This is a genomic window from Achromobacter sp. NCFB-sbj8-Ac1-l (assembly GCF_052695805.1).
Genome location: NZ_CP199812.1, coordinates 5,367,178 through 5,389,018 on the forward strand (window position 1 = coordinate 5,367,178; position 21,841 = coordinate 5,389,018).

The following is a 21,841-nucleotide window of genomic DNA, read 5'->3' on the forward strand; positions in this document are numbered from 1 at the left end:
TGCCGCCGCGCATCGCCCGGTGAAAAGCCGGGTTCGTCGGGGCCCAGGCTTGCTCAGAACTGCCAGCGCACTTCGATGCGGCCGGTATGGTCGCGGTTGTCGCTGGCATACTGGCCCGCGTAGGCCAGGCCGATGGTCGCGCCGCGGCTGACGGCCAGGTCCGCGCCCAATTCCACCAAGGCGGCGTCGCGGCTGATCGGCGCACCGGTGACGGTGAAGGCCTGGCCCGCATCGAAGGCCAGGCGCGAAGTCGGCGTCAGGTCGCCAAACGCGTGACGCCAACCCAGGCCGGCCGAAATGGAACCGGCCAGCGTGCCCAACGTCACGGCCTGCTTGCCGCGCAGGCCGAGCGTGGTGGTGGTGGTGTCGTTCTTGCTCGATTCGCCGGACAGGGCCGCGCTGCCGCCGGATTCGCTGAAGCCGCGCACGCGCTGCCCCGCCCAGGCCACGCCGGCATACGGCTCCAGCGTCAGGCCGTCAGTGACGCCAAACGCGTAACCCAGTTCAGTGAACACCTGCGTCGTGTTGCCGCCGTAGTCTGCCGACAGCGTCTGGTCCAGTCCGCCCCCGCCGATCTGGCGGCGGGTCTGGATGTCGTGCCAGGAATACGCCGCGCCCGCCATCAGGTTGAGCTTGCCCGCGCCGACCGAGAAAGCCTTGCCGCCGTAGACGATGGCGCTGTAGCTGGAGACATCAGCGCGCGAAGCCAGATCATCGACCGTCAGCCGCGAGTCCGTGAACCCTACCGCGCCGCCCAGCCGCCACCCTCCCCCGACCGCGCCATCCCCCCCCGCGAACACGCCGCCCGTGTGCTGGCGCGCCGAGGCATTGCCGCCGCTGGCGCCGATGCTTTGCCAGTTACCGATCAATTGCGCCCAGGCCGGACGCGCTTGCGATGCCGGCAGGGTCGACGCCAACGGTGCCGCGTCGCTGACACCCGCGGCGGCGGTCGGCGCCCCCGACGTGCTGCCCGCGGCCAGGTTGCCACGCAGTTGATCCAGCGGCGTGTTGCGCACGGCGCTGGTCAGATTGTTCAGGCCCGAGGCCACGGTGGCATGCGCCTCGCCCGACAGGCCGGCGAAAAAGCCTTGCGGGGCGCCGACCGGCAGCCCGATGGCCGCGCCGTAGACGCTGTTCGACGCCGGCATCGATTCGACCGCATTGGCCGCGGCGCGGGCGTTGCGCCCGGACACCAGATCGGCAAAACGCAATGGCGTGCCACCGGTACCGGGATCGACCGGCGTGCCGGGATTGGCGGGTGCCCCCGGATTGACGGGATCAACGGGCGTGACCGGGTCCACCGGCGGCACCAGCGTGCGCGTCAGCGTCAGCGTCACCTGCTTGTCGTCGGCCGAATAAGACAGCGACGGCGTCAGGTAGGCCAGGTCGCTGGTCACCCCGGTGAAGCGCGATCCGGTAAAGGTGCCACCCGCGGTCAGGACGACCTGGCTGAAATGTTCGTTGTAGGTGCCGGGCTGCGCCGCCACCTCGACGGTGGCGCCCGACAGGGCCGCCTGGCCGCTGACGTTCAGCCGGTCCATGGCGGTCGGCGTGGCGCGCACGGTATAGATGCCGGTCGTCCCGAAAGTGAGATTGCCGCTGAGGGCCACCGTGGCCGTCGAGCCGCCCGAGAGCTGCAGGCGGTTACCACCCATTGTGCCGAATGCCACGTCGCCCAGGGTCGTGGAACCCTGCGCCAGCACCAGGGTACTGCCGGTGCCCGACAGCGAGATGGCAACGCCACGAGCGCCGGTCCCGTCCAGGCCCGCGATGATCGTGCCCTGTTGCGTGACCACCGTGTCATTGCCGGACGCCTGCACGCCAATGCCTCCCAGGCCAAAGAGCGTCGGATCGCCCGACCCGGCGTTGCCACCGCGGATTTCCCCCTGATTGAGCAGACGCTGGTTGTCGCTGGCCAGCACGACGCCCGTACCGCCGTCGCCGCCGCGGTTGAGCAGGCTGACCGACGCGTGATTGCTGTCCAGCGTGACTACCCGCCCACTGCCGCCCCCGCCGCCGCCCCAGATCTGCCCGCGATTGACCAGTTCTGCACCGGCCGCTCCCGCAACCACGCCAGCGCCGCCTTGTCCGCCCCGCGCGCTGGACAGGTCAGGAACGGGATTGGGCACGGCGCCCCAGTCGATGAGCCCACCGCCCCCGCCCCCACCGCCGAGGATAAGCCCCTGGTTGTCCAGTTGCTGCGCGCCGGCGCCCGATAGCTGCACCCCGACACCGCCGCCACCGCCCATGGAGGTGAGCCCGAGCATCGACTGGACGATGACCAGACCGGCGCCGCCACCGCCGCCGCCGACCCAGGACGAGGAAGCGTTCACGGTCACCACCGGCGCCTGACGGCCCGGTTGCCCTGCCCCCCCCGACCCGAACACGTCACCGCCGCTGTTGCCAATCGAGCCCCCGCTGACCCCGGTCCCGCCCTCTCCCGGCTGGCCGAACGCGGCGCCGCCATTGCCCACCAGGGACGGTCCGCCAAATGCGCTGCCGCCAAGCATCCCACCCGCGCCATTGCCCCCTGCGCCCGCGGCGAAAGCAGGCGCCGCACTGTACAGCGCGGCGGTAAGCGCCAGCACGAGCGGCAAGGGGCGGGAACAGAATGTGGTCATGGCGAAGGTCCAGTACATCAACGATTCCGATCAGTAACACCAGGGCCAAAAGAGTTCCAAGCCAACGCGCAGAAACCTGATTCGCGCCGTCCCAGGGTGGAAATCCTTCTGTACCTATAATCCCCACTGAACCACCGGCTCCTCCGACCGTTCAAATGGCCCTGACGCGGCGGTCTGGCAAGCGATAACGACACCTATCCGGAGACCCTGGCATGCCCCCTCTCTCTCCCGCCATCGAATGGGCCTGGCGACGCCATTGGACAATGGTGCGCTGCATGATGATCCTGCTGTGCAGCCTGCTCCTGGCACCCGCGGCCCAGGCCTTTGACCGCCAGGCAGAGACCCAGCGCTACCGCCAGTGGGTCAAGGACTTCGAACACGACCTGACCCAGCTGGCCGCGGTGCGCGACCCCAGCGATGCCGATATCGAACGCCTGTTCGCCAATACCGTCGTACCGTCGTCACGCGCCGTGGCCTTCGTGCGGCAACTGGCTGCGCAGCCGGGCGGCTCGGCGTCGGGCGGCATCGCCTTTCGCGGTGCCGCGCGCCTGACCATCGGCGTCTTGCGCCAGGCCGTGGTGGCCGGCGATGGCGGGCCCTACATCGATACGCCGCCGGGCAAGCCGCCCCTGACGCTGCGCGCCTGGTACCTGCACATCGACGGCGGCGGCAGGCTGGAACGGCTGTTCAACGACCCTGAACGTCTCAAGCCCTATCACCTGCCGCCGGACGGCACGCTGGAGCGCGATGCCTATCCGTTCCTGGTGTTCGACGACGGCCCGCGGTTGCGGCTGGGCGCCATCACCCGGGAATTCTGGGACGTGGTGCGCTTTATGGACAACGCGCAACATGGCTGATCCGATGCGTGACCTGACTTTCAGGCTGGCCCCGGCGCTGGCCGCCACGCTGCTCGCGCTTGTCCCGACGCCGAGCTGGGCCGCCTGCCCGCCGCTCACCACGCCGTTCAACACCGACCCTGCCGCCGAAGGCCTGCGCGCCCAGCCCCTGGCGTTGCTCCTGGACGGCGAAGGCATCCTGCTGGGCCTGCGCGGTGAACGCGTGCCGGCCCGCAGTGAATTGATCTCGGTCGCCAACGACGGCGACCCCACTCCGCGCTTCTGGACCGAAGACGTGGACTGGCGCGTCTACGCCAGCGCCGCCGGGCAGCCGGCCACAGCCGTGCTGCAACGCGACGCGGATGGCCGCCTGTGCCGCATCGACCGCAACGAGATCGTGCGCGGCCGTCTGCTGGATGCCGGCGGCTACCGGCTGGCCTATGACGCCCAGGGGCGCCTGTCCGCCTACGCCGAGTTTTCGCCCGGCCACCACCTGGTGCGCCAGGCCTGCGTGACCCGCGATGCGCACGGCGCCATCAACGCCGTGTACGCCGATCAGTGCGACGCCACGCCCACGCGCCCCGTCTATTTCGTGCGCGGCGACGACGGCCAGCTGCTGCGCACCATCGACCTGCGCGCCGGCACGGCCGGCGCGGTGGTGCGTGACTTGAATGCGGATGGCACGGTGCGCGCCCTGTACCGCTCGCGGCCCGATCCCGACCGGCCCGACGCGCTGCTTACCTACGCCGTGCCGCCTTCGAAGGCGGACCGCGTGCTGGCGGTGCCGGCCGGTGCCTCGCCCATCGTCACCACCGAGGTCCCCGACGAGCCTTGGCGCGTGGTGCGCGTGCCGGCCGACACGCTCGACGACGACGCCTTGCCCTCTTGGGACCCCGCCGTGCAGACCGTGCTGCTGCAAGGCCGCAGCAACGCGCAGGGCCAGGTCGTGCTGGCGCCTGAGCAGATCGCGCCGTTTCATCAGGCGCTGCGCGAAACACCCGGCCGGGTGTTCCTGTATGTGCATGACATGACCCGCTTCCTGCCGGTCACGGCGCTCGGTGACAAGACCTGGCAGGCCTGCATCGATCCGTCGCGGCGCGATGCGAAGGCCTGCGAGTAAGGCCGGGGTTCTCGGCGCTCAGAACCGGTAACGCACGTCCAGCATGCCCGAGTGCTGCTGGTTGCCTTCGCCAAACTGGCCGCCGTAGCTCACACCCACGGTGGTGCGCTTGCTGACCGCCATGTTCACGCCCAGCTCGACCAGCGCGGCATCGCGCGCGATCGGCACGCCGTTGGTGGTGAAGGACTGGCCGCCCTGCACGAACGACATCGTGCTGGCCGGATCGACGTCGCCGAAGGCATGGCGCCAGCCCAGCGTGCCGAACAGCTGGCCCTGCGCGCCGGCGCTGTCGAAGGCGCTGCGCGCGTGCAGGCCGAGCGTGGTGGTGGTGACGTTGTTGCGGCCGGCATCGCCGCGCAGTGCGGCGTCGCCGCCCGACTCGGTGAAGCCCTGCGTGCGCAGGCTGCTGAAGCCGGCGCCCACGAATGGTTCCAGCGTGACGCGGTCGGTCAGCGGCATGGCGTAGCCGAGCTCGCCGAACACCTGGCTGGTGTTGCCGTCGTAGTCGGCCTTCAGCGTCTGCGGCAGGCCGGCGGCGTTCGCGTAGCGCTGGGTCTTCATGTCGTGCCAGGTGTAGGACGCGCCCAGGCTCAGATTGAGCTTGGCGCTGCCGGCGTCGAACGCCTTGCCGCCATAGACGGTCACGCTGTAGCTGTCGGCCTGCGAGCTGGACGCGCGGTCGCCGGTGCGGCTGCGGCTGTTGGCAAAGCCCAAGGCCCCGCCCAGGCGCCAGCCGCCGCCGACGGCCACATCGCCGCCCACGGACACGCCGCTGTCGCTCTGCGTGGTGCGGGCCGCGTTGCCGTTGCCGCTCAGCGAGCTCCAGTTGCCAAAGACCTGCGCCCACAGCGGCTGCGCCGACGATTGCGGCAAGGCGGCCGCGTTGCCCAGGCCCAGTTGGGCAGTGGGCACGCCAGGCAGCATGCCTGCCGCCAGGTTGGCGCGCAGGCGGTTCATCGGCACCTGCACGAAGGTGTTGGCCACCCCCTGCACCACCGACACATTGGTCGCGTGGGCCTCGCCGGACAGGGCGTTGAAGACATCGAGCGGCTCACCGGTGGACAGGTTCAACACGCGAAGGCGCAATGGGCTATTGGCAGGCAGGCTTTGCAGCGCATCCGCCACCGAACGCTGGTTGCTGGTGACGGCAACGTCGGCGAACTGGATCGGACGCGTACCGCCGCCGCTCTCGCCATTGCCGCCATTGCCGTTTCCGTTGTTGCCGCCCGCGCCGCCGTTGCCGGTGTCCGGCACCTGTTTGAGCTGCATCGACAGGTCCACCTGGTTCGCGCCATAGGCCAGCGACGGCGTCAGGAAGGCCAGGTTGCTGGACACATCGCCAAAGCGGCCTTGCACGCCCGCGCCCGCGGTCAGGATCGTATAGGTCGTGGACGGCGCATAGGAGCCGTTCTGGCCCACGTGCAGCACCGAGCCGGCCAGGCTGGCGATGCCGCCGACATGAACGGCGCTGTGCTGGCCATCGGCCGTCGCGGCCACGCGCAGCGACGAGCCCGGCTGCATGCTCAGGTTGCCCTGTACGTTCAACGTGCCAAACGGCGTGGCGGCATTGCCCGGCGCCAAGGTGGCGCCCCCGCCCAGCATCAGATGGTTCAGCGTGCCGGTGCCCGACACCGTGTTGTCCTGCGCGGTCGTGATCACCGTGCCGCCGAGCTTGCCGTCGACCTGCAGCCCGCCCGTCGACATCAGCGTCGTGCCGGTGAACGCGCTGCTGTCGCCCGTCAGGGCCAGCGTGCCGGCGCCCACCTTGAAGACCGAACCCGTGCCGGCAAAGGCGCCCGCGAACGTCGAATCGGTCGCGCGGTTGAACGTCAGGCTGCCGTTGTTGATGACGGTGCCGCCCAGCGTGCCGCTGTTGGCGCCGTCGCCGACCTGCAGCGACCCCGAGGCGATGGTGGTGATGCCGGTGAACGTGCTGTTGCCCGTCAGCACCAGCGTGCCGGTGCCTTCCTGGCGCAGGTTGCCCGAGCCCGAAATGGCGCCGTCGTAGACCACGCGATCGCTGCGCTTGAAGGCCAGCGTGCCGCCGGCCTGGACGTCGGCGTTGCCGGCGATGCTGCCCGACGTGGCGCCATCGCCCACCTGCAGCTTGCCCGCGGCCACGGTGGTGGAGCCCAGGTAGGTGTTGGCGCCGGTCAGCACCAGCGTGCCCGCGCCCAGCTTGGTCAGGCCGCCGTTGCCCGACAGCGATTGCGACACCGTGAAGGTGTTGGCGACGTCGGCAATGTCCAGCCCGCCGCCCGCCGTGCCCAGCGAGATCGCGCGGGCCGTGTTCTGGAAGGCCGTGCCGGTGACGCGCAGCGTGCCGCCCTGGAAGTCCAGGCCGCCCAGGGCCGTGCCCAGGTTGGCATCGGACGACACCGACAGCGTGCCCGCGGACAAGCGCGTCTGGGCGTAAGTGTTGGCGCCGTTCAGCACCAGCGTGCCCGCGCCCGTCTTGTTCAGGCCATTGCCGGCGATGGTGTTGTCCAATGTCGTGGTCCAGCCCGCCGACGGCGCGCTGCCGTCGCCCACGCGCACCTCGCTCAATGCACCGGCAGACGGCGCCACCAGGTTGAGCGCGTCGCCGTTCAGGCGGTAGCCATCGGCGATGAACTGCGCACCGCTGGCGTCGACATCGCCCTGCGCCGCATCCACCGTGACCGTGCCCGGTGCGCCGCCGAAGATGGCAAAACCGTTCGAGGGCGAGAACGCCGAGGTCAAGGCGGCCGTGGCGTCCGTCCAGTTGGCGCTGGTGCGGGACCAGGTGCCGGACCCGCCACCGAACTGCGAGGGCGTGGCCTGCCTGTCGGCGTTCCAGATGTTGAGCATCAGGTTGCCTGAATTGATCAGGTTGACCTGCTTGGCGGAACCCAGGTACTGCACGGTCTGCCCGGCCGGCAAGCCGGTGATACCGTTGTTGGCTATTGTCAGCGCCCCGGCGTAGTCGAACAGGCGATACACCCCGACGCCGAAGCCGCCCGCGTCGTTGGCATTGAGCTGGGCGCCGTTCAGGGTCAGGTCACCATTGACCTGCACACTGTGGCCCGCGCCGGCCGCGCCGGAAGTGCCCGGCGCGCCGAAGGAATAATCCATCTGGCTGCCCGATGCCAGCGTCAGATTGCCATTGATGGTGAAGGTGCCGCCAGGCGCCCCCGGTGTCAGGCGGCCGCCGGACTGCACGGTGACGTTGCCGAGCACCTGGCCGAAGCCGCCGATCGACGCACCGCTGGCCACGGTGACCGCGCTTTGCAGGATGGCGCCGGCATTGGCAGATGCGCCCCCCACCCACAGGGTGCCGCCGTTCACCTGGGTCGGGCCGGAATAGATATTGACGCCGTTCAGGGTCAGGGCGGCGGCCGTATTCTTGGTCAAGCCGCCAATGCCGGTAATCATGCCGTCGTAGGCGCCGGCGCCAAGCGTCAGTGTGTCGGCCCCAAGGGTCACCACGCTGCCGACGGCGCCGTCCAGCTTGCCGAAACTGACATTCGAGGCCGCCGAAAGGTCGAGCAGGCCCTGGGCCCCCACCGTCACTGGGGACACGGCCGCCAGGCTGCCCATCCCGCTCAGCGCCAGTATGCCGGACTGGATCTCGACGCCGCCCGTGAAGGTATTGATGCCGGTGAGGGTCTGCTTCAGCAGTCCGGTCTTGATCAAGCCGCCCGTGCCGTCGATCATGCCGCCAAAGACCGCCGCGCTCGTGTTCTGCAGCGTCAACGTATTGGCGCCCAACGACACCACGCCTCCCGAGCCGGCCAGGCCGTTGACGGTCTGGCCGGAGCCGCTCGAGATATCCAGCACCGCCCCCGCGTTCAACGTCACGCGCGACGATCCGGCCAGCGAACCGCCCGGCGCGACCCGCAGGACGCCGGCCTCGATGGCGGTGTTGCCCTGGTGATTGAGCGTGGCGGCAATCGACAGCGTGCCGCTCCCTTGTTTGGACAGGTCGCCCGTGCCGGACATCAAGCCCGCATAGGTGCCATTGGCCGCGCTGGAAAAGACGACCGTGCCGTTATTGACGAACGAACCTCTCAGGCTGTTGGCATCCCCCTTCAGCGTGGCGCCCGACATGACCGTCGTCCCGCCAGCGTAGTCGTTCGAGCCGGTCAGCGTGACCACACCGGTGCTCGCCACCGCCAGGCGGCCGCTGCCGGTCAACAGGCCCGACAGCGTGAAGTCCTGGTTGCCGCCCGCCGTCAGCCCGCCAGCCCCGAGCACGAAGGTATTGCCCACCGACACGCCCGCGCTCGACGCGCCGACGCCCCCGCCGGCCGCCGAGATCTGGCCGGTGCCCAGGCCGCCGCTGTTGTCGACCAGCACCGTGCCGCCATTGAGCGCAATCGTGCTGCCCGCGGGCAGCAGCGCACCGCCCGACAGGCTCCACGTGCCGCCGGTCACGGTCAGGCTGTTGAAATTCACGTAGGTGCCGGCGGTGACAGAGGTCGTCAGGCCGCGGTTGGCGGTATCGGCGAACCTCAGCGAGTTGGAGCCGCCCGCGCCGCCATCCACGGTACCGGGCGCCGCGAACGTCAGCCCCGGCACCGCAGCGACCGTGATGGGAATCGTCGCGCCGCTCAGGCCAGGGGCACCGATCGACGAGCCGGACTCCGCCACAAAGAGGTTGTTGCTGTTCGCGCCCATCGACACGCTGCCGTTGACGATGCCGGCGTTGGTGAACCGATTGCTCGAGCCCGTGGCCGCTTCGAATGCAACGCGGCCGGTGACGGTCCCGGTGGCGCCGTTGGTGAAGTTGGCCACGCCGCCGCCGTAGATCGCCACGGCCGCGATATCCGCGCCGGCCCGGGTGCCGTTGGCCAGCACCTTGGCGGAGATGGTGCCGTTGTTGGTGACGATGGTCTGGCCGCCCTCGCCGTTGTGGACGGCCAGCGCCATGCCCGTCAGGTCGGCCATTTGCGCCGAGTAGCTGTCGGTGCCCGAACCCCGGATCAATCCGGAGGCTTCGTTGCGTACGTTATAGATGCTGAACCCGGGCGTCGACGCTTCGGGCAGGCCGAGCACCAGGCCCGACGACAGGGCGGACAGGCCGTCGCCCAACACGTGCGCGTCGATCTTGCCGAGGTTGGTCACGGACAGATTGCTGCCTTGCAATAGCATGGCCGTGCCGCCCGTGCCCAGCAGGACGCCTACCGAGCCGCTTTCGCTCAGTGACACGCTCAAGTTGTTGACCGCGTTGGAGTAATAAGGCATCAAGGGATTGGCCGACGTGGTGCACGTTACCGTCAGACCCGCCGTGGAGCACGCCGCCAGGGACGCAGGCCCCCAACCTGCCAGACCCAGGCCCAGGGCCGCGGCGACCGCGTGCAAGCGCCACCGCACCGGCGCGTACACCGCCGCTGGCGCCGCGCCCCCGCGCGGCTGGGCCGCCAGTTCCGAAACGGGCTGCCACATGCGCATAGCGCGGTTCCATACCAAGCGGTACACGTGATTCAAGGCCTGATCCTCCTGGGGTGCGGCAGTCGATGCTGGGGCGTTCGCGACGCGGAATGACAATGGGCGGCGACGGCGATAGCGCCATCGGCTTGCGCCAGGGGCGTGACTATAACGCCTTGCAATTATTTTTTACAATTTGGCTTGCAAACAGGGCTAACGACCCCCCCGGGCATGCCACTGCAGGCGGATGCCGGGGTGATCGCGTCACCAATCCTACCGGTGAGTAACATGCAAGCCGAATCGGTTCCCTGCCGCAAAAAGCCCTCGGCCGATGGCGCGCTGGCGCGCGGCATCGGCCGACATGGCTATCTCTGTATCGGCAGGGGTGTGCCCGCCACCCCGCCGGGGGGGTCAGGCGGCCTGCCGCGCCGCCGCCGCGTCCGGGTCCCAGCGGCGGCCCGGTACCGCGGCCAGCAGCGCGCGGGTGTAGGGATGCGCGGGGGCCGCGAAGACTTCCGCGCAGGGCCCTTGTTCGACCACCTGGCCATTCTTCATGACGGCGATGTGGTCGCAGACCTGCGCGGCCACGCGCAGGTCGTGGGTGATGAAGACGATGGACAGGCCCAGTTGTTCGCGCAGGCGGGCCAGCAGGGCCAGCACCTGGGCCTGCACCGACACATCCAGCGCCGATACCGGTTCGTCGGCGATCAGCACCCGCGGCCGCATCGCCAGCGCCCGGGCCAGCCCGACACGCTGGCGCTGGCCGCCGGAAAATTCATGCGGGTAGCGGCGCAGGGCGTCCGGCGACAGGCCCACCAGTTCGAACAATTCGCGCGCCTGGGCCCAGGCTTCGCGCCGCGGCATGCCATGCACGATGGGGCCGCGCGCCACGATCTCGCCCACGCGCTGACGCGGATTCAATGACCCATAGGGGTCCTGAAACACCATCTGCACGCGCCGCGCGTGCTCGCGCCGCGCGCGGCTGCCTTTGAACGTCACGGTGTCGCCGGCCAGCGTGATGGCGCCGGCATCGGGCGCCAGCAAGCCCAGCAGGGTGCGCGCCAGGGTCGACTTGCCCGAACCGCTTTCACCGACGATGCCCAGCGTGCTGCCTTCGCGCAGCGCCAGCGTCACGTCGTCCAGCGCATGCGTGACGCGGCCCGGCTGGCCGAACCAGCCGCGCTTGCGATAGGTCTTGGACAACGCCTGGGTGGTCAGGATGTTGGGTGCGTCCGGCGCCACCGCTTGTCGGCTGGCGACGGGCGCCAGCGGCGGCACGGCGGCAATCAGTGCGCGGGTGTAGGGATGGCGCGGGCGTTCGAGCACGTCGTCGGCCGAGCCGCTTTCCACCAGCACGCCGCGCTGCATGACGGCAACCCGGTCGGCGATTTCCGCCACCACGCCGAAGTCGTGCGTGATGAACAGCACCGCGGTGCCGCGACGCCGCTGCAAGTCGTGAATCAGGTGCAGGATCTGCGCCTGCGTGGTGACGTCCAGTGCGGTGGTCGGCTCATCGGCGATCAGCAGCGCGGGCTCCAGGGCCAGCGCCATGGCGATCATGGCGCGCTGGCGCTGGCCGCCCGATAACTCATGCGGGTAGGCGCCCAGCGCATGCGCCGGGTCCGGCAGACGCACGGATTCCAGCAGTTCCAGCGTGCGGCGGCGGATCTCGGCGCCGGCAAGGCGGGTATGCGTGCGGAACACTTCCGCAATCTGGTCGCCGATGGTGCGCAAGGGGTTCAGCGCCGTCATCGGTTCCTGGAAGATCATGCCGATGCGATGGCCGCGCAGGCGCCGCAGCGCGTCAGGAGGCAGGCGCAGCAGGTCCTGCCCTTGCCACAGCACCTGGCCGCCGCTGGCGCGCACGCCCTGCGGCAACAGGCCCAGGATGGCGCCCGCGGTCAGCGACTTGCCGGATCCGCTTTCGCCGACCACGCAGACGATTTCGCCGGCGTTCACCGACAGGGACAGGTCGTGCAGCGCGTGCGGGCGGTCGGCGCCCGCCGGCAGGTCGACGGTGAGGTTCTGGATGCGGAGCAATTCGGTCATGAGACCGCCGATGGTAAGACGCTGCGGGCGCACGCCTAACGACCGTTCGGCGATAAGCAAATCACCGCTCGGAATCCGCATATCGACATGCGGAAAACGTCCTTCTGGTCGCCGCCTCAACTGCTTAGGATCAGTGTTTTGCATACCCGGCGCCCCGGCGCCCCGCGTTTCCTCTTCGCATTCTCTCTTTCCGCCCCCATGTCCCTATCCCCTTCCGAGACCGCCTCGACGGCGCCGGTTCGCGTTGCCGTCGACGTCGGCGGCACATTTACCGACATCGTCCTTGAACAAGAACCCCGCCGCTGGTCCACCAAGCTGCTGACCACGCCCGACACGCCCGAAACCGCCGTGCTGCAAGGCATCGAAGCGCTGCTGGACCAGGCCGGGCTGGCCTGGCCGCAGGTCAGCCTGCTGATCCTGGGCACCACCCTGGCCACCAATGCGCTGATCGAACGCAAGGGCGCGCGCACCGCGCTGCTGACGACGGCCGGCTTTCGCGACCTGGTCGAAATCGGCCTGGAAGACCGCTTTGCGCAGTACGACATCTTCCTGGACAAGCCCGAACCGCTGGTGCCGCGCCCCTGGCGCCATGGCATCACCGAACGCGTCGACGCCCAGGGCCAGGTGCTGACGCCGCTGGACGAGGCCCAGGTGGTCGCGCTGGCCAGCGAGCTGACCCGAGCCGGCGTCGAAAGCGTGGCCGTCTGCCTGCTGCACAGCTACGCCTACCCCGACCACGAACGCCGCATCCGCGAGCTGCTGCGCGAACATGCTCCGCAGCTGTGGGTGTCGCTGTCGTCCGACGTGTGCGCCGAAATCCGCGAATACCCGCGCCTGTCCACCGTCAGCGCCAATGCCTATGTGCAGCCCCAGGTGTCCGGCTACCTGCGTCGCCTGAACGAGGCCGCGCGCCAACGCGGCCTGCGCGGCGAGCCGTTCCTGATGACGTCCGGCGGCTCGATCGCCACCTTGCAGACTGGCGTGGACGAACCCGTGCGCCTGGTGGAATCCGGCCCGGCCGGCGGCGCGATCCTGGCGCAGCACATCGCCGAGCAGACCGGCGCCGCCCGCGCGCTGTCGTTCGACATGGGCGGCACCACCGCCAAGATCTGCTACATCGACGACTTTGAACCGCAGGTGAGCCGCAGCTTCGAATTCGGCCGCGTGCACCGCCACCTGAAGGGCTCTGGCCTGCCTATCCGCATCCCGGTCATCGAGATGGTCGAGATCGGCGCAGGCGGCGGCTCGATCGCGCGCGTCAACCACCTGGGCGTGGTGCAGGTCGGCCCCGACAGCGCCGGCTCGTCGCCCGGCCCGGCCGCCTACGGCAACGGCGGCGAACTGCCGACGGTGACCGATGCGCACGCCTTGATCGGCACCGTCACCCCCGACCGCTTCGCCGTGGGCAAGGTCAGCCTGCAGCCCGAACGCGCACGCCACGCCATCGAGACCCACCTGGCCGCGGCCGCCGGCCTGGAGGGCCCGCAGGCCGCGCAGGCCATCATCGACGTGGTCACCGAGAACATGGCCAACGCCGCCCGCGTGCACGCATCGGAACTGGGCAAGGCCGCCGAGGAACACACGTTGATCGCCTTTGGCGGCGCGGCGCCCCTGCATGCCGCGCGGCTGGCGCGCAAGCTGGGCATCGGCCGCGTCATCATCCCGGAATCGGCCGGCGTGGGCTCGGCGGTGGGCTTCCTGTGGGCGCCCATTGCCTACCAGGCGGTGCGCAGCTTTCATCAACGCCTGGCCACGATCGACCACGCTGCCGTACAGCGCCTGCTGGACGAACTGACCGCGGGGGTGGACACCGTCGTGCGCCGCGCCGCGCCCGATGCGCCGCTCACCCACAAGCGCGTGGTGTTCATGCGCTACAGCGGCCAGGGCCACGAGATCCCCGTCGACCTGCCGGACGGTCCCTTCGATGCCGCCGCCAGCCGCCAGCTGGACGTCGCGTTCGCCGAACGCTATGCGCAGCTCTATGGCCGCAGCCTGCCGCACGTGGCGCCCGAAACCGTCAGCTGGTCGGTCGCCGCCCAGGCCGGCGCGCGCCGCGAGCGGCCGCGCGACCACATCGCCAGCGGCCCGGCCACCGCGGCGCGCTCGTCCGGCACGCGCGCGCTGTACGACTTCGAGCAGAACCGCTGGGCCGACGTGCCCACCTATGAGCGCCAGGCGCTGGACGCGCAGCAGAAGCTGAGCGGCCCCGCGCTGGTCGTCGAAGACGAGACCACCACCTTTGTGCCCGCGGGCTTCGAGGCACGGCGCAGCCGGCTCGGCTCGCTGGTGCTGGACGACATCCAGGCGGCCTCGGCGCCGCGCGCCGGAAAGGAACACGCAGCATGAGTACGCAACAACAAACGCCCCAGGAACGCATCCGCTTCCAGCTGGCCTGGAACCGCCTCTTGTCGGTGGTGGAAGAACAGGCCCAGGTCCTGATCCGCTCGGCCTTCGGCACCGCCACGCGCGAAGCGGGTGACCTGTCCGCCGGCGTCTTCCTGCCGGATGGGCGGATGATCGCCCAGGCCGTCACCGGCACGCCGGGCCACGTCAACGCCATGGCCGAGTCGGTCAAGCACTTCCTGAAAGTGTTCCCGCCCGACACGCTGAAAGACGGCGACGTGCTGCTGACCAACGACCCCTGGAAAGGCACCGGCCACCTGTTCGACATGACCATGGTGTCGCCGGTGTTCCACGACGGCGCGCTGGTGGCGCTGTTTGCCTCGACCCTGCACGTGATCGACATCGGCGGCATCGGCAGCAGCGCCGACGGGCTGGAGGTCTATCACGAAGGCCTGTTCCTGCCCATCCTGCGGTTCTTCCACCAGCACCAGGTCGACCCCGGCGTGCTGGCCATCATCCGCGCCAACGTGCGCGAACCCGAACAGGTCGAAGGCGACCTGTATGCGCTGGTGGCCTGCAACGATATCGGCGGACGACGCCTGAAGTCGCTGCTGACGGAATTCCGGCTGGCCGACCTGGACGCGCTGGGCGGCTACATCATCGAGCAATCGGCCAAGGCGATGCGCGAGGCGATCGCGCAATGGCCCCAGGGCACCTGGCACAACACGCTGGTGATCGACGGCTACGACGCGCCCATCACGCTGGAGGCCAGCGTCACCGTGCAGGCCGGCAAGATCCTGGTGGACTTCGACGGCACCTCGCCCAGCGTCACGCGCGGCATCAACGTGGTCAAGGCCTACACCGACGCCTACACCTCGTTCGGCATCCGCTGCCTGATCGGCGCCGACGTGCCCAACAACGCCGGCTCGCTGTCGCTGGTGGAGGTGTCCGCGCCCGAAGGCTCCATCCTGAACGCGCGCTTTCCCGCCGCGGTCACCGCCCGCCACATCATCGGGCAGATGCTGCCCGACGTGGTCTTCGGCGCCCTGCGCCAGGCCCGCGCCGACCAGGTGCCCGCCGAAGGCGCCTCGTCGCTGTGGAACCTGCACCTGGTGGGCGGCGAGCCGCTGGCCGGCGCCACGCAGGCAGAACAGCAAAGCCTCTTGGCCGGCCGGCGTTTCAATGCCACCAGCTTTTCCACCGGCGGCACCGGCGCGCGGCCCGGCAAGGATGGCCTGTCGGTCACCTCCTACCCCAGCGGCGTGCGCAACGTGTCGCTTGAAATCCTGGAAAGCGCCAACCCGCTGGTGTTCGAGCAAAAGGAATACCGCCAGGATTCCGGCGGCCCGGGCACGGTACGCGGCGGCCTGGGCCAGACTATCGTGGTGCGCCACGCCGATCCGCAGGCCGGCATGATCATCGCCGCCGCCTTTGACCGCGTGGTGCATCCGGCCCGCGGCGCGCTCGGCGGCCAGGCCGGCGCGGGCGGCAAGCTGGAGCTGTCGTCCGGCGCCGTGCTGCGCGCCAAGGGCCGCCAGCTGATTCCGGCTGGCGAACGCCTGGTGGTGCATACGCCTGGCGGCGGCGGCCTGGGTGATCCCGCCGAACGCCCCGACGAGCGCCTGGTACGCGATGTGCAGTACGGCCTGGTCAGCGCCGCGCAGGCCGAAGACGCCTATGGCCGACCCGTCGCCCCCACCTGATCCCTTGAACCCCGGCCCGTCGCGCCCGTGCGCCGGGCGCCCCTCCTCTTTCACGACGACCATGACACCGCAACGCCGTCCCTTCCTGAAACTGCTGCTCTCCGGCCTGCTGCTGGCCGCCGCGCCCTACGCCCACGCCGAGCCCACTCGCGGCGGCACGCTGACCCTGCTGCTGCCGTCCGAACCCACCGCGCTGGTCACCGTGGGCAACGTCGCCACGCCCATCCTCAGCGTCAGCGCCAAGGTCACCGAAGGCCTGCTGAAATACGACTACGACCTGAAACCCGAGCCGCAGCTGGCCACCGCCTGGACCATCAGCCCCGATGGCACGGTCTACACCTTCACGCTGCGCCAGGGCGTGAAATGGCATGACGGCAAGCCGTTCACGTCGGCCGACGTGGCCTTCTCGATCGACCTGCTCAAAAAAATCCACCCGCGCGGGCGTAATACCTTCGCCAACGTCACTGCCATCGAAACGCCCGACGACCACACCGTGGTGCTGCGCCTGTCCAAGCCCGCGCCCTACCTGATCCGCGCCTTCGTCGCCACCGAAACGCCGATCGTCCCCAAGCACATCTACCAAGGCACCGACCCGCTGACCAACCCGGCCACGTCGGCGCCGATCGGCACCGGCCCCTACAAGTTCAAGGAATGGGTGCGCGGCAGCCACATCGTGTATGAGCGCAACCCCGACTACTGGGACAAGCCCAAGCCCTACATCGACCGCCTGATCGTGCGCGTGGTGGCCGACCCCGCCGCCGCGGCCATCGCCTTCGAGACCGGCACGGCGGACCTGGGCTACCGCACGCCGGTGCCGCTGGCCGACCTGGCGCGCCTGAAGGCCGTGCCGACGCTGCGTTTCGAGACCAAGGGCAACAGCTATTCCTACAACGTCACGCGGCTGGAATTCAACCTGGACGACCCGTTCTTCAAGAACGAGAAAGTGCGCCAGGCCGTGGCCCACGCCGTCGACCGCAACGTCATCCTGAAGGTCGTGAACTATGGCGTCGGCCAGGTGGCGTACTCGCCCATCGCGCCCGGCCTGAAGGCGTACAACGACCCGGCCGTCACGCCCTACCCCTTCGACCTGAAGCGCGCCAACGCGCTGCTGGACGAAGCCGGCTACCCCAAGGGCGCCGACGGCGTGCGCTACCGCGTGACGCTGGACTACAACCCGATCGGCGCCGACGGCCCGCGCCTGGCCGACTACCTGCGCACCACGCTGGCGCGCGTCGGCATCGCCGTGACCGTCCGCGCGCAGGACGCGTCGGCCTTCATCAAGCGCGTCTACACCGACCGCGACTTCTCGTTCACCACCAACGGCGCCAGCAACCTGTTCGACCCCACCGTGGGCGTGCAGCGCCTGTACTGGTCAAAGAACTTCATCAAGGGGGTGCCCTTCTCCAACGGCACGCACTACAACAACCCCAAGGTGGACGAACTGCTGGAAGCGGCCGCCGTCGAAAACGACCCGACCCGCCGGGTGCAGCTGTTCAAGGAATTCCAGCAGATCGTGGCCCGCGAGGTGCCCGACCTGAACCTGTACCAGCCGGAATTCATCACCATCGCCAACCAGCGCGTGCACGACCACTCGCTGACGGCCGACGGCGTGGAATCCAACCTGGCCGACGTCTACCTGCAACCATGAGCGCACGCACCCTGCGCGTCCTGGGACGCTCGCTGCTGCAGGCCGTGCCCACGGTCATCGGCGTCGTCCTGCTCAGCTTCTTCCTGCTGCAGGCCGTGCCGGGCGATGCCGCCGACGTGATCGCGGCCGAGTCCGGCTCGGCCACCGAAGCCAGCATGGCGGCGCTGCGCACGCACTTCGGGCTGGACCAGCCCGTGCTGCAGCAGCTGGGCGACTACCTGCGCAACCTGGCCACGCTGAACCTGGGGGTGTCGCCGCGCTACAACCTGCCGGTGTCGGACCTGATCTTCAGCCGGCTGGGCAACACCGTGCTGCTGATGGGCAGCGCACTGGCCTGCGCCCTGGCCGCCGGCATCGCGCTGGGCGCGCTGATGGCCAGCGTTGCCGGCCGCTGGCTGGACCGGGCCTTGTCGCTGGCCGCGCTGCTGCTGTATTCCACGCCCGGCTTCTGGCTGGGCCTGATGGCCATCATCCTGCTGTCGGTCAAGCTGGGCTGGCTGCCACCGGGCGGCGTGTCCACCATCGGCTCGGGCGCCACGGGTCTTGCGCACGCGCTGGACGTGGCGCGCCACCTGGTGCTGCCGACGCTGGCGCTGGCCAGCTTCTATGTCGCCATCTTCGCGCGGCTCACTCGCGCCTCGATGCTGGAAGTCAACCGCCAGGACTTCGTGCGCACCGCCCACGCCAAGGGCCTGACGCCGCGCGCGGTGGCGCTGCGCCATGTGCTGCGCAACGCGCTCATTCCCGTCACCACCGTGGCGGGGTTGAACGTCGGCACGTTGCTGGGCGGCGCGGTGGTGGTCGAGACCGTGTTCAGCTGGCCCGGCCTGGGCCGCCTGGCCTATGACTCCGTCATGGGTCGCGACTACGTCGTGCTGCTGGGCATCCTGGTGCTGTCGTCGCTGCTGGTCATCGTGGCCAACATCCTGGTCGACCTGCTGCAGACCGTGCTGGACCCGCGCATCCGCGCGCGCTGAACAGCGCCTGCTGCTTGCCCTGGTCTCTTGTGTCCCGTCCTACGACGCCGCTTCTTTCCTGAGTTCCCTCATGTCCGCTTCTATCGAATCCGCGCCGGGCGCCCCGCCCGCCCGACTGCCCTGGCGCCGCCGCGGCGCCCTGGGCCGCCTGCTCGCCAACCCTGCCGCGGTTGCGGGCGGCGTGCTGCTGCTGTTGATCCTGCTGGCCGCGGTGACCGCCCCGTGGGTGTTTCCGAACGACCCGCTCGACATGGTCGGCCCCCCCATCCTGTGGCCCGGCCAGGACCCCGGCTTCTGGCTGGGCACAGACACCATGGGCCGCGACGTGGCCGCGGGCCTGGCGCACGGCGCGCGGGTCTCGCTGACGGTGGGCTTTACCGCAGCGCTGCTCAGCCTGGTCATCGGCATCGCGGTCGGCTCGGCTGCGGGCTATTTCGGCGGCTGGGTCGATGTGGCGCTGATGCGCGTCACCGAACTGCTGCAGACCATTCCGTCGTTCCTGCTCGTGGTGGTCATCGTCGCCATCGCCCGGCCGTCGGTGGCGGTGATCGCGCTGTCCATCGGCGTGGCGTCCTGGCCCGTCATCGCGCGGCTGGTGCGCGCCGAATTCCGCACCCTGCGCGAATCGGAATTCGTGCAGGCCGCGCGCAGCCTGGGCTACAGCCATGCGCGCATCGCCCTGCTCGAAATCCTGCCCAACGCCCTGCCGCCGGTGATCGTGACGACCTCGGTGCTGGTCGCCAATGCCATCCTGATGGAATCGGCCCTGTCGTTCATGAACATGGGCGACCCCAACGCGGTGTCGTGGGGCAGCATGATCGGCAGCGCCCGCGAAATGCTGCGCACCGCCTGGTACCTGACCGCGCTGCCGGGCGTGTCCATCATCCTGACCGTGCTGTCGCTGAACCTGCTGGGCGATGCGCTGAACGACGCCTTCAATCCCCGCCTGTCCAGGTAGGTGCGGAAACAAAGTAGACAAAACATTCTAGAAAATTTATTCTAGATATATTCCTTGTCTACGTCGTTGCCGATGCCACCCAACCCTTCCGCCGCCAAGCCCACCAGCGCCGAACTCGACGTGCTGCGCGCGCTATGGGAAACCGGCCCCGCCACCGTCAAGCAGGTCCACGCCGCCATGGCCGCCCAGCGCGACGACCTGACCTACGCCAACGTGCTGCGGCAGATGCAGCTCATGCACGGCAAGGGCCTGCTGACGCGTGACGAAAGCGAGCGTTCCCATGTCTATGCCGCGGCGCAGACCCAGGCGGCCACGCAGGGCGGCCTGGTCAAGGACCTGATCCGCCGCGCCTTCGCCGGCTCGGGCAAGGCGCTGGTGCTGGCGGCGCTGCGCGACGGCCACGTCAGCAAGAAAGACCGCGCCGAAATCGAAGCGCTGCTGCGTAAAGACAAGCCGTGAACGCGTTCCTGCTTGACACGGCCTGGGCCATCGGCGGCAGCCTGCCGGCCGTAGCCTGGAAGATCCTGTGCATCCATGCCGTCGCCGCGGGCCTGCTGGCGCTGGCCCGCCCCTGCGACAATCGGCTGCGCTACGCGCTGCTATGCGCCAGCCTGATCGCCTGCGTGGCGATGCTGGCCGTGGACGTGACGGCAGCCTGGCGCGCGCTGCCGGCCGCGGGCAATGGCACGCACGCACAGGCGTTCGCCGCGCCGGCGGCGGCCACATGGCCACTCTGGCTGGCGCTGGCCTGGCTGGTCGGCAGTCTCGTGGCGTCGCTGCGCGTATTGCTGGGCATCGGCTGGCTGCGCAGCCAATTGCGCCGCAGCCAGGTGTGGGCCGACCCCGCCTGGCAGGCCCGCGCCGCCGACCTGTCGCGCCGCCTGGGCCTGGCGCGCGGCGTCAGCCTGCGCGTGGCGCATCACCTGGCCACGCCCGTCACCGCCGGCTGGCTCAAGCCCGTGGTGCTGATGCCCGCCACGCTGGTGACCGGCATGCCGGCCGACCTGCTCGAAGCCCTGCTGGCGCATGAACTCGCTCACGTACGGCGCCACGATTACCTGGTGAACCTGCTGCAGCACGCCGCCGAGGCGCTGCTGTTCTTTCACCCCTCGGTATGGTGGCTGTCGCGTCGCCTGCGCATCGAACGCGAGCGCATTGCCGACGCCATGGCCGCCTCGGTGCTGCCCAGCCCCTTGACGCTGGCCCGCGCCTTGCATGGGTTGAGCGACGCCCCCCGCCCACCCGCGGCGGTCGCCCCCGGCGCGCGTGACGGCGATCTGCTGGACCGCATCCGCCGCCTGGCCGCGCCCGCCAGCGTGCCGGCGCGGCGCACGGCCGCCGGGCCCATCCTGGCGATGACACTGGCGCTGACGGGGTTCATTGCCTGGCCCGCACTGCAAGCGGCCCGGCCCGGACAAGCGCCCACGGCCACCGAGGCCCGCCACATCCTGGCCCAGCTACCCGGCGTCCAGGCCCTGATCGCCTCCAGCGGCGCCACGCACGTGCTGCTGCAGGACGACGCGTCCGGCGCCACCTTGCTCGGCCGTGCCGAGAACGACGCCGTGCCCATCGCGTCGCTGACCAAGCTGATGACCGCCATGGTCGTGCTGGACACCGCGCCCGACCTGGACCGCCGCATCGTGATCGACGAACAGGACGCGCAGGCTACCGCGGCATCCGCCTCGGCCCTGCCGGTGGGCACCGCCACCACGCTGGACACTCTGCTGAAACTGGCGCTGATGTCTTCCGACAACCGCGCCGCCCATGCGCTGGCGCGCAGCTACCCGGGCGGCGAAACCGCATTCAGAATCGCCTTGCAGCGCAAGACCGCCGCACTGCACCTGCAACACACGACGCTGGAAGAACCCACCGGCCTGTCGGGCGCCAACCGTGCCAGCGCCGTGGACATCGGCAAGATCATGGCCGCCGCGTCCGCCTATCCGCAGATTGCCCGCGACACCACCGCGCTGGCCGAGACCGTCGCCACGGCCGGCGCCTCGCTGCACTACCGCAATACCAATCCGCTGGTCGGCGCGCGGGGCTGGGACATCCGCCTGTCCAAGACAGGGGCCTCGACCGAGGCGGGCCGCTGCCTGGCCATGCGCCTGCATATCGACGACCGCGACCTGACGCTGGTCTTGCTCAATGGGCGCGCGCCTGCCGCCTGAGCGTTCGCTTTTTTCCCCTGATGACTGCAT

Annotated in this window: 12 protein-coding genes; 9 read left to right on the forward strand and 3 right to left on the reverse strand. The window is 69.8% G+C overall.

Annotated features, from left to right (window positions below):
* Nucleotides 1-53: 53 nt before the first annotated feature.
* Nucleotides 54-2,621, reverse strand: coding sequence for an autotransporter outer membrane beta-barrel domain-containing protein (locus ACUDP5_RS24705; protein ID WP_445657440.1), 2,568 nt, complete (start codon nucleotides 2,619-2,621; stop codon nucleotides 54-56).
* A gap of 212 nt (nucleotides 2,622-2,833) precedes the next feature.
* Here ACUDP5_RS24705 and ACUDP5_RS24710 point away from each other — a divergent pair, with 212 nt between their 5' ends.
* Both ACUDP5_RS24710 and ACUDP5_RS24715 read left to right on the forward strand, forming a co-directional pair.
* The gene (locus tag ACUDP5_RS24710; RefSeq protein ID WP_445657441.1) at nucleotides 2,834-3,478 is read left to right on the forward strand and encodes a hypothetical protein; all 645 of its coding nucleotides are present in this window, start codon (nucleotides 2,834-2,836) and stop codon (nucleotides 3,476-3,478) included.
* Nucleotides 3,471-4,577 (forward strand): hypothetical protein, encoded by a 1,107-nt coding sequence (locus ACUDP5_RS24715; protein ID WP_445657442.1) that lies wholly within the window; start codon nucleotides 3,471-3,473, stop codon nucleotides 4,575-4,577. The genes ACUDP5_RS24710 and ACUDP5_RS24715 overlap by 8 nt, the downstream gene beginning before the upstream one ends.
* A gap of 18 nt (nucleotides 4,578-4,595) precedes the next feature.
* Here ACUDP5_RS24715 and ACUDP5_RS24720 read toward each other — a convergent pair whose 3' ends face one another.
* Nucleotides 4,596-9,989 carry an autotransporter domain-containing protein gene (locus ACUDP5_RS24720; RefSeq protein ID WP_445657443.1) on the reverse strand — a complete coding sequence of 1,798 codons (5,394 nt, stop codon included), beginning with the start codon at nucleotides 9,987-9,989 and terminating at the stop codon, nucleotides 4,596-4,598.
* Between the two features lie 387 nt (nucleotides 9,990-10,376).
* On the reverse strand, nucleotides 10,377-12,014 hold the full coding sequence (locus ACUDP5_RS24725; protein WP_445657444.1) for an ABC transporter ATP-binding protein: 1,638 nt from the start codon (nucleotides 12,012-12,014) through the stop codon (nucleotides 10,377-10,379).
* A gap of 198 nt (nucleotides 12,015-12,212) precedes the next feature.
* Here ACUDP5_RS24725 and ACUDP5_RS24730 point away from each other — a divergent pair, with 198 nt between their 5' ends.
* From ACUDP5_RS24730 to ACUDP5_RS24760, 7 genes are all read left to right on the forward strand, one after another.
* Nucleotides 12,213-14,360 (forward strand): hydantoinase/oxoprolinase family protein, encoded by a 2,148-nt coding sequence (locus ACUDP5_RS24730; protein WP_445657445.1) that lies wholly within the window; start codon nucleotides 12,213-12,215, stop codon nucleotides 14,358-14,360.
* Entirely contained in the window at nucleotides 14,357-16,060 is a 1,704-nt protein-coding gene (locus tag ACUDP5_RS24735) for a hydantoinase B/oxoprolinase family protein (protein ID WP_445657446.1), read from the forward strand. The genes ACUDP5_RS24730 and ACUDP5_RS24735 overlap by 4 nt, the downstream gene beginning before the upstream one ends.
* 61 nt (nucleotides 16,061-16,121) lie before the next feature.
* Nucleotides 16,122-17,708 (forward strand): ABC transporter substrate-binding protein, encoded by a 1,587-nt coding sequence (locus tag ACUDP5_RS24740; RefSeq protein ID WP_263909956.1) that lies wholly within the window; start codon nucleotides 16,122-16,124, stop codon nucleotides 17,706-17,708.
* On the forward strand, nucleotides 17,705-18,685 hold the full coding sequence (locus ACUDP5_RS24745; RefSeq protein ID WP_263909954.1) for an ABC transporter permease: 981 nt from the start codon (nucleotides 17,705-17,707) through the stop codon (nucleotides 18,683-18,685). Before ACUDP5_RS24740 ends, ACUDP5_RS24745 begins: the two co-directional genes overlap by 4 nt.
* A 70-nt stretch (nucleotides 18,686-18,755) precedes the next feature.
* Nucleotides 18,756-19,643 (forward strand): ABC transporter permease, encoded by an 888-nt coding sequence (locus ACUDP5_RS24750; protein ID WP_445657447.1) that lies wholly within the window; start codon nucleotides 18,756-18,758, stop codon nucleotides 19,641-19,643.
* A 72-nt stretch (nucleotides 19,644-19,715) separates the two neighbouring features.
* Complete coding sequence (locus ACUDP5_RS24755; RefSeq protein WP_445659210.1) at nucleotides 19,716-20,102, forward strand: BlaI/MecI/CopY family transcriptional regulator; 387 nt, start codon at nucleotides 19,716-19,718, stop codon at nucleotides 20,100-20,102.
* The gene (locus tag ACUDP5_RS24760) at nucleotides 20,099-21,811 is read left to right on the forward strand and encodes a M56 family metallopeptidase (RefSeq protein WP_445657448.1); all 1,713 of its coding nucleotides are present in this window, start codon (nucleotides 20,099-20,101) and stop codon (nucleotides 21,809-21,811) included. The genes ACUDP5_RS24755 and ACUDP5_RS24760 overlap by 4 nt, the downstream gene beginning before the upstream one ends.
* The last annotated feature ends 30 nt before the right edge of the window (nucleotides 21,812-21,841 follow it).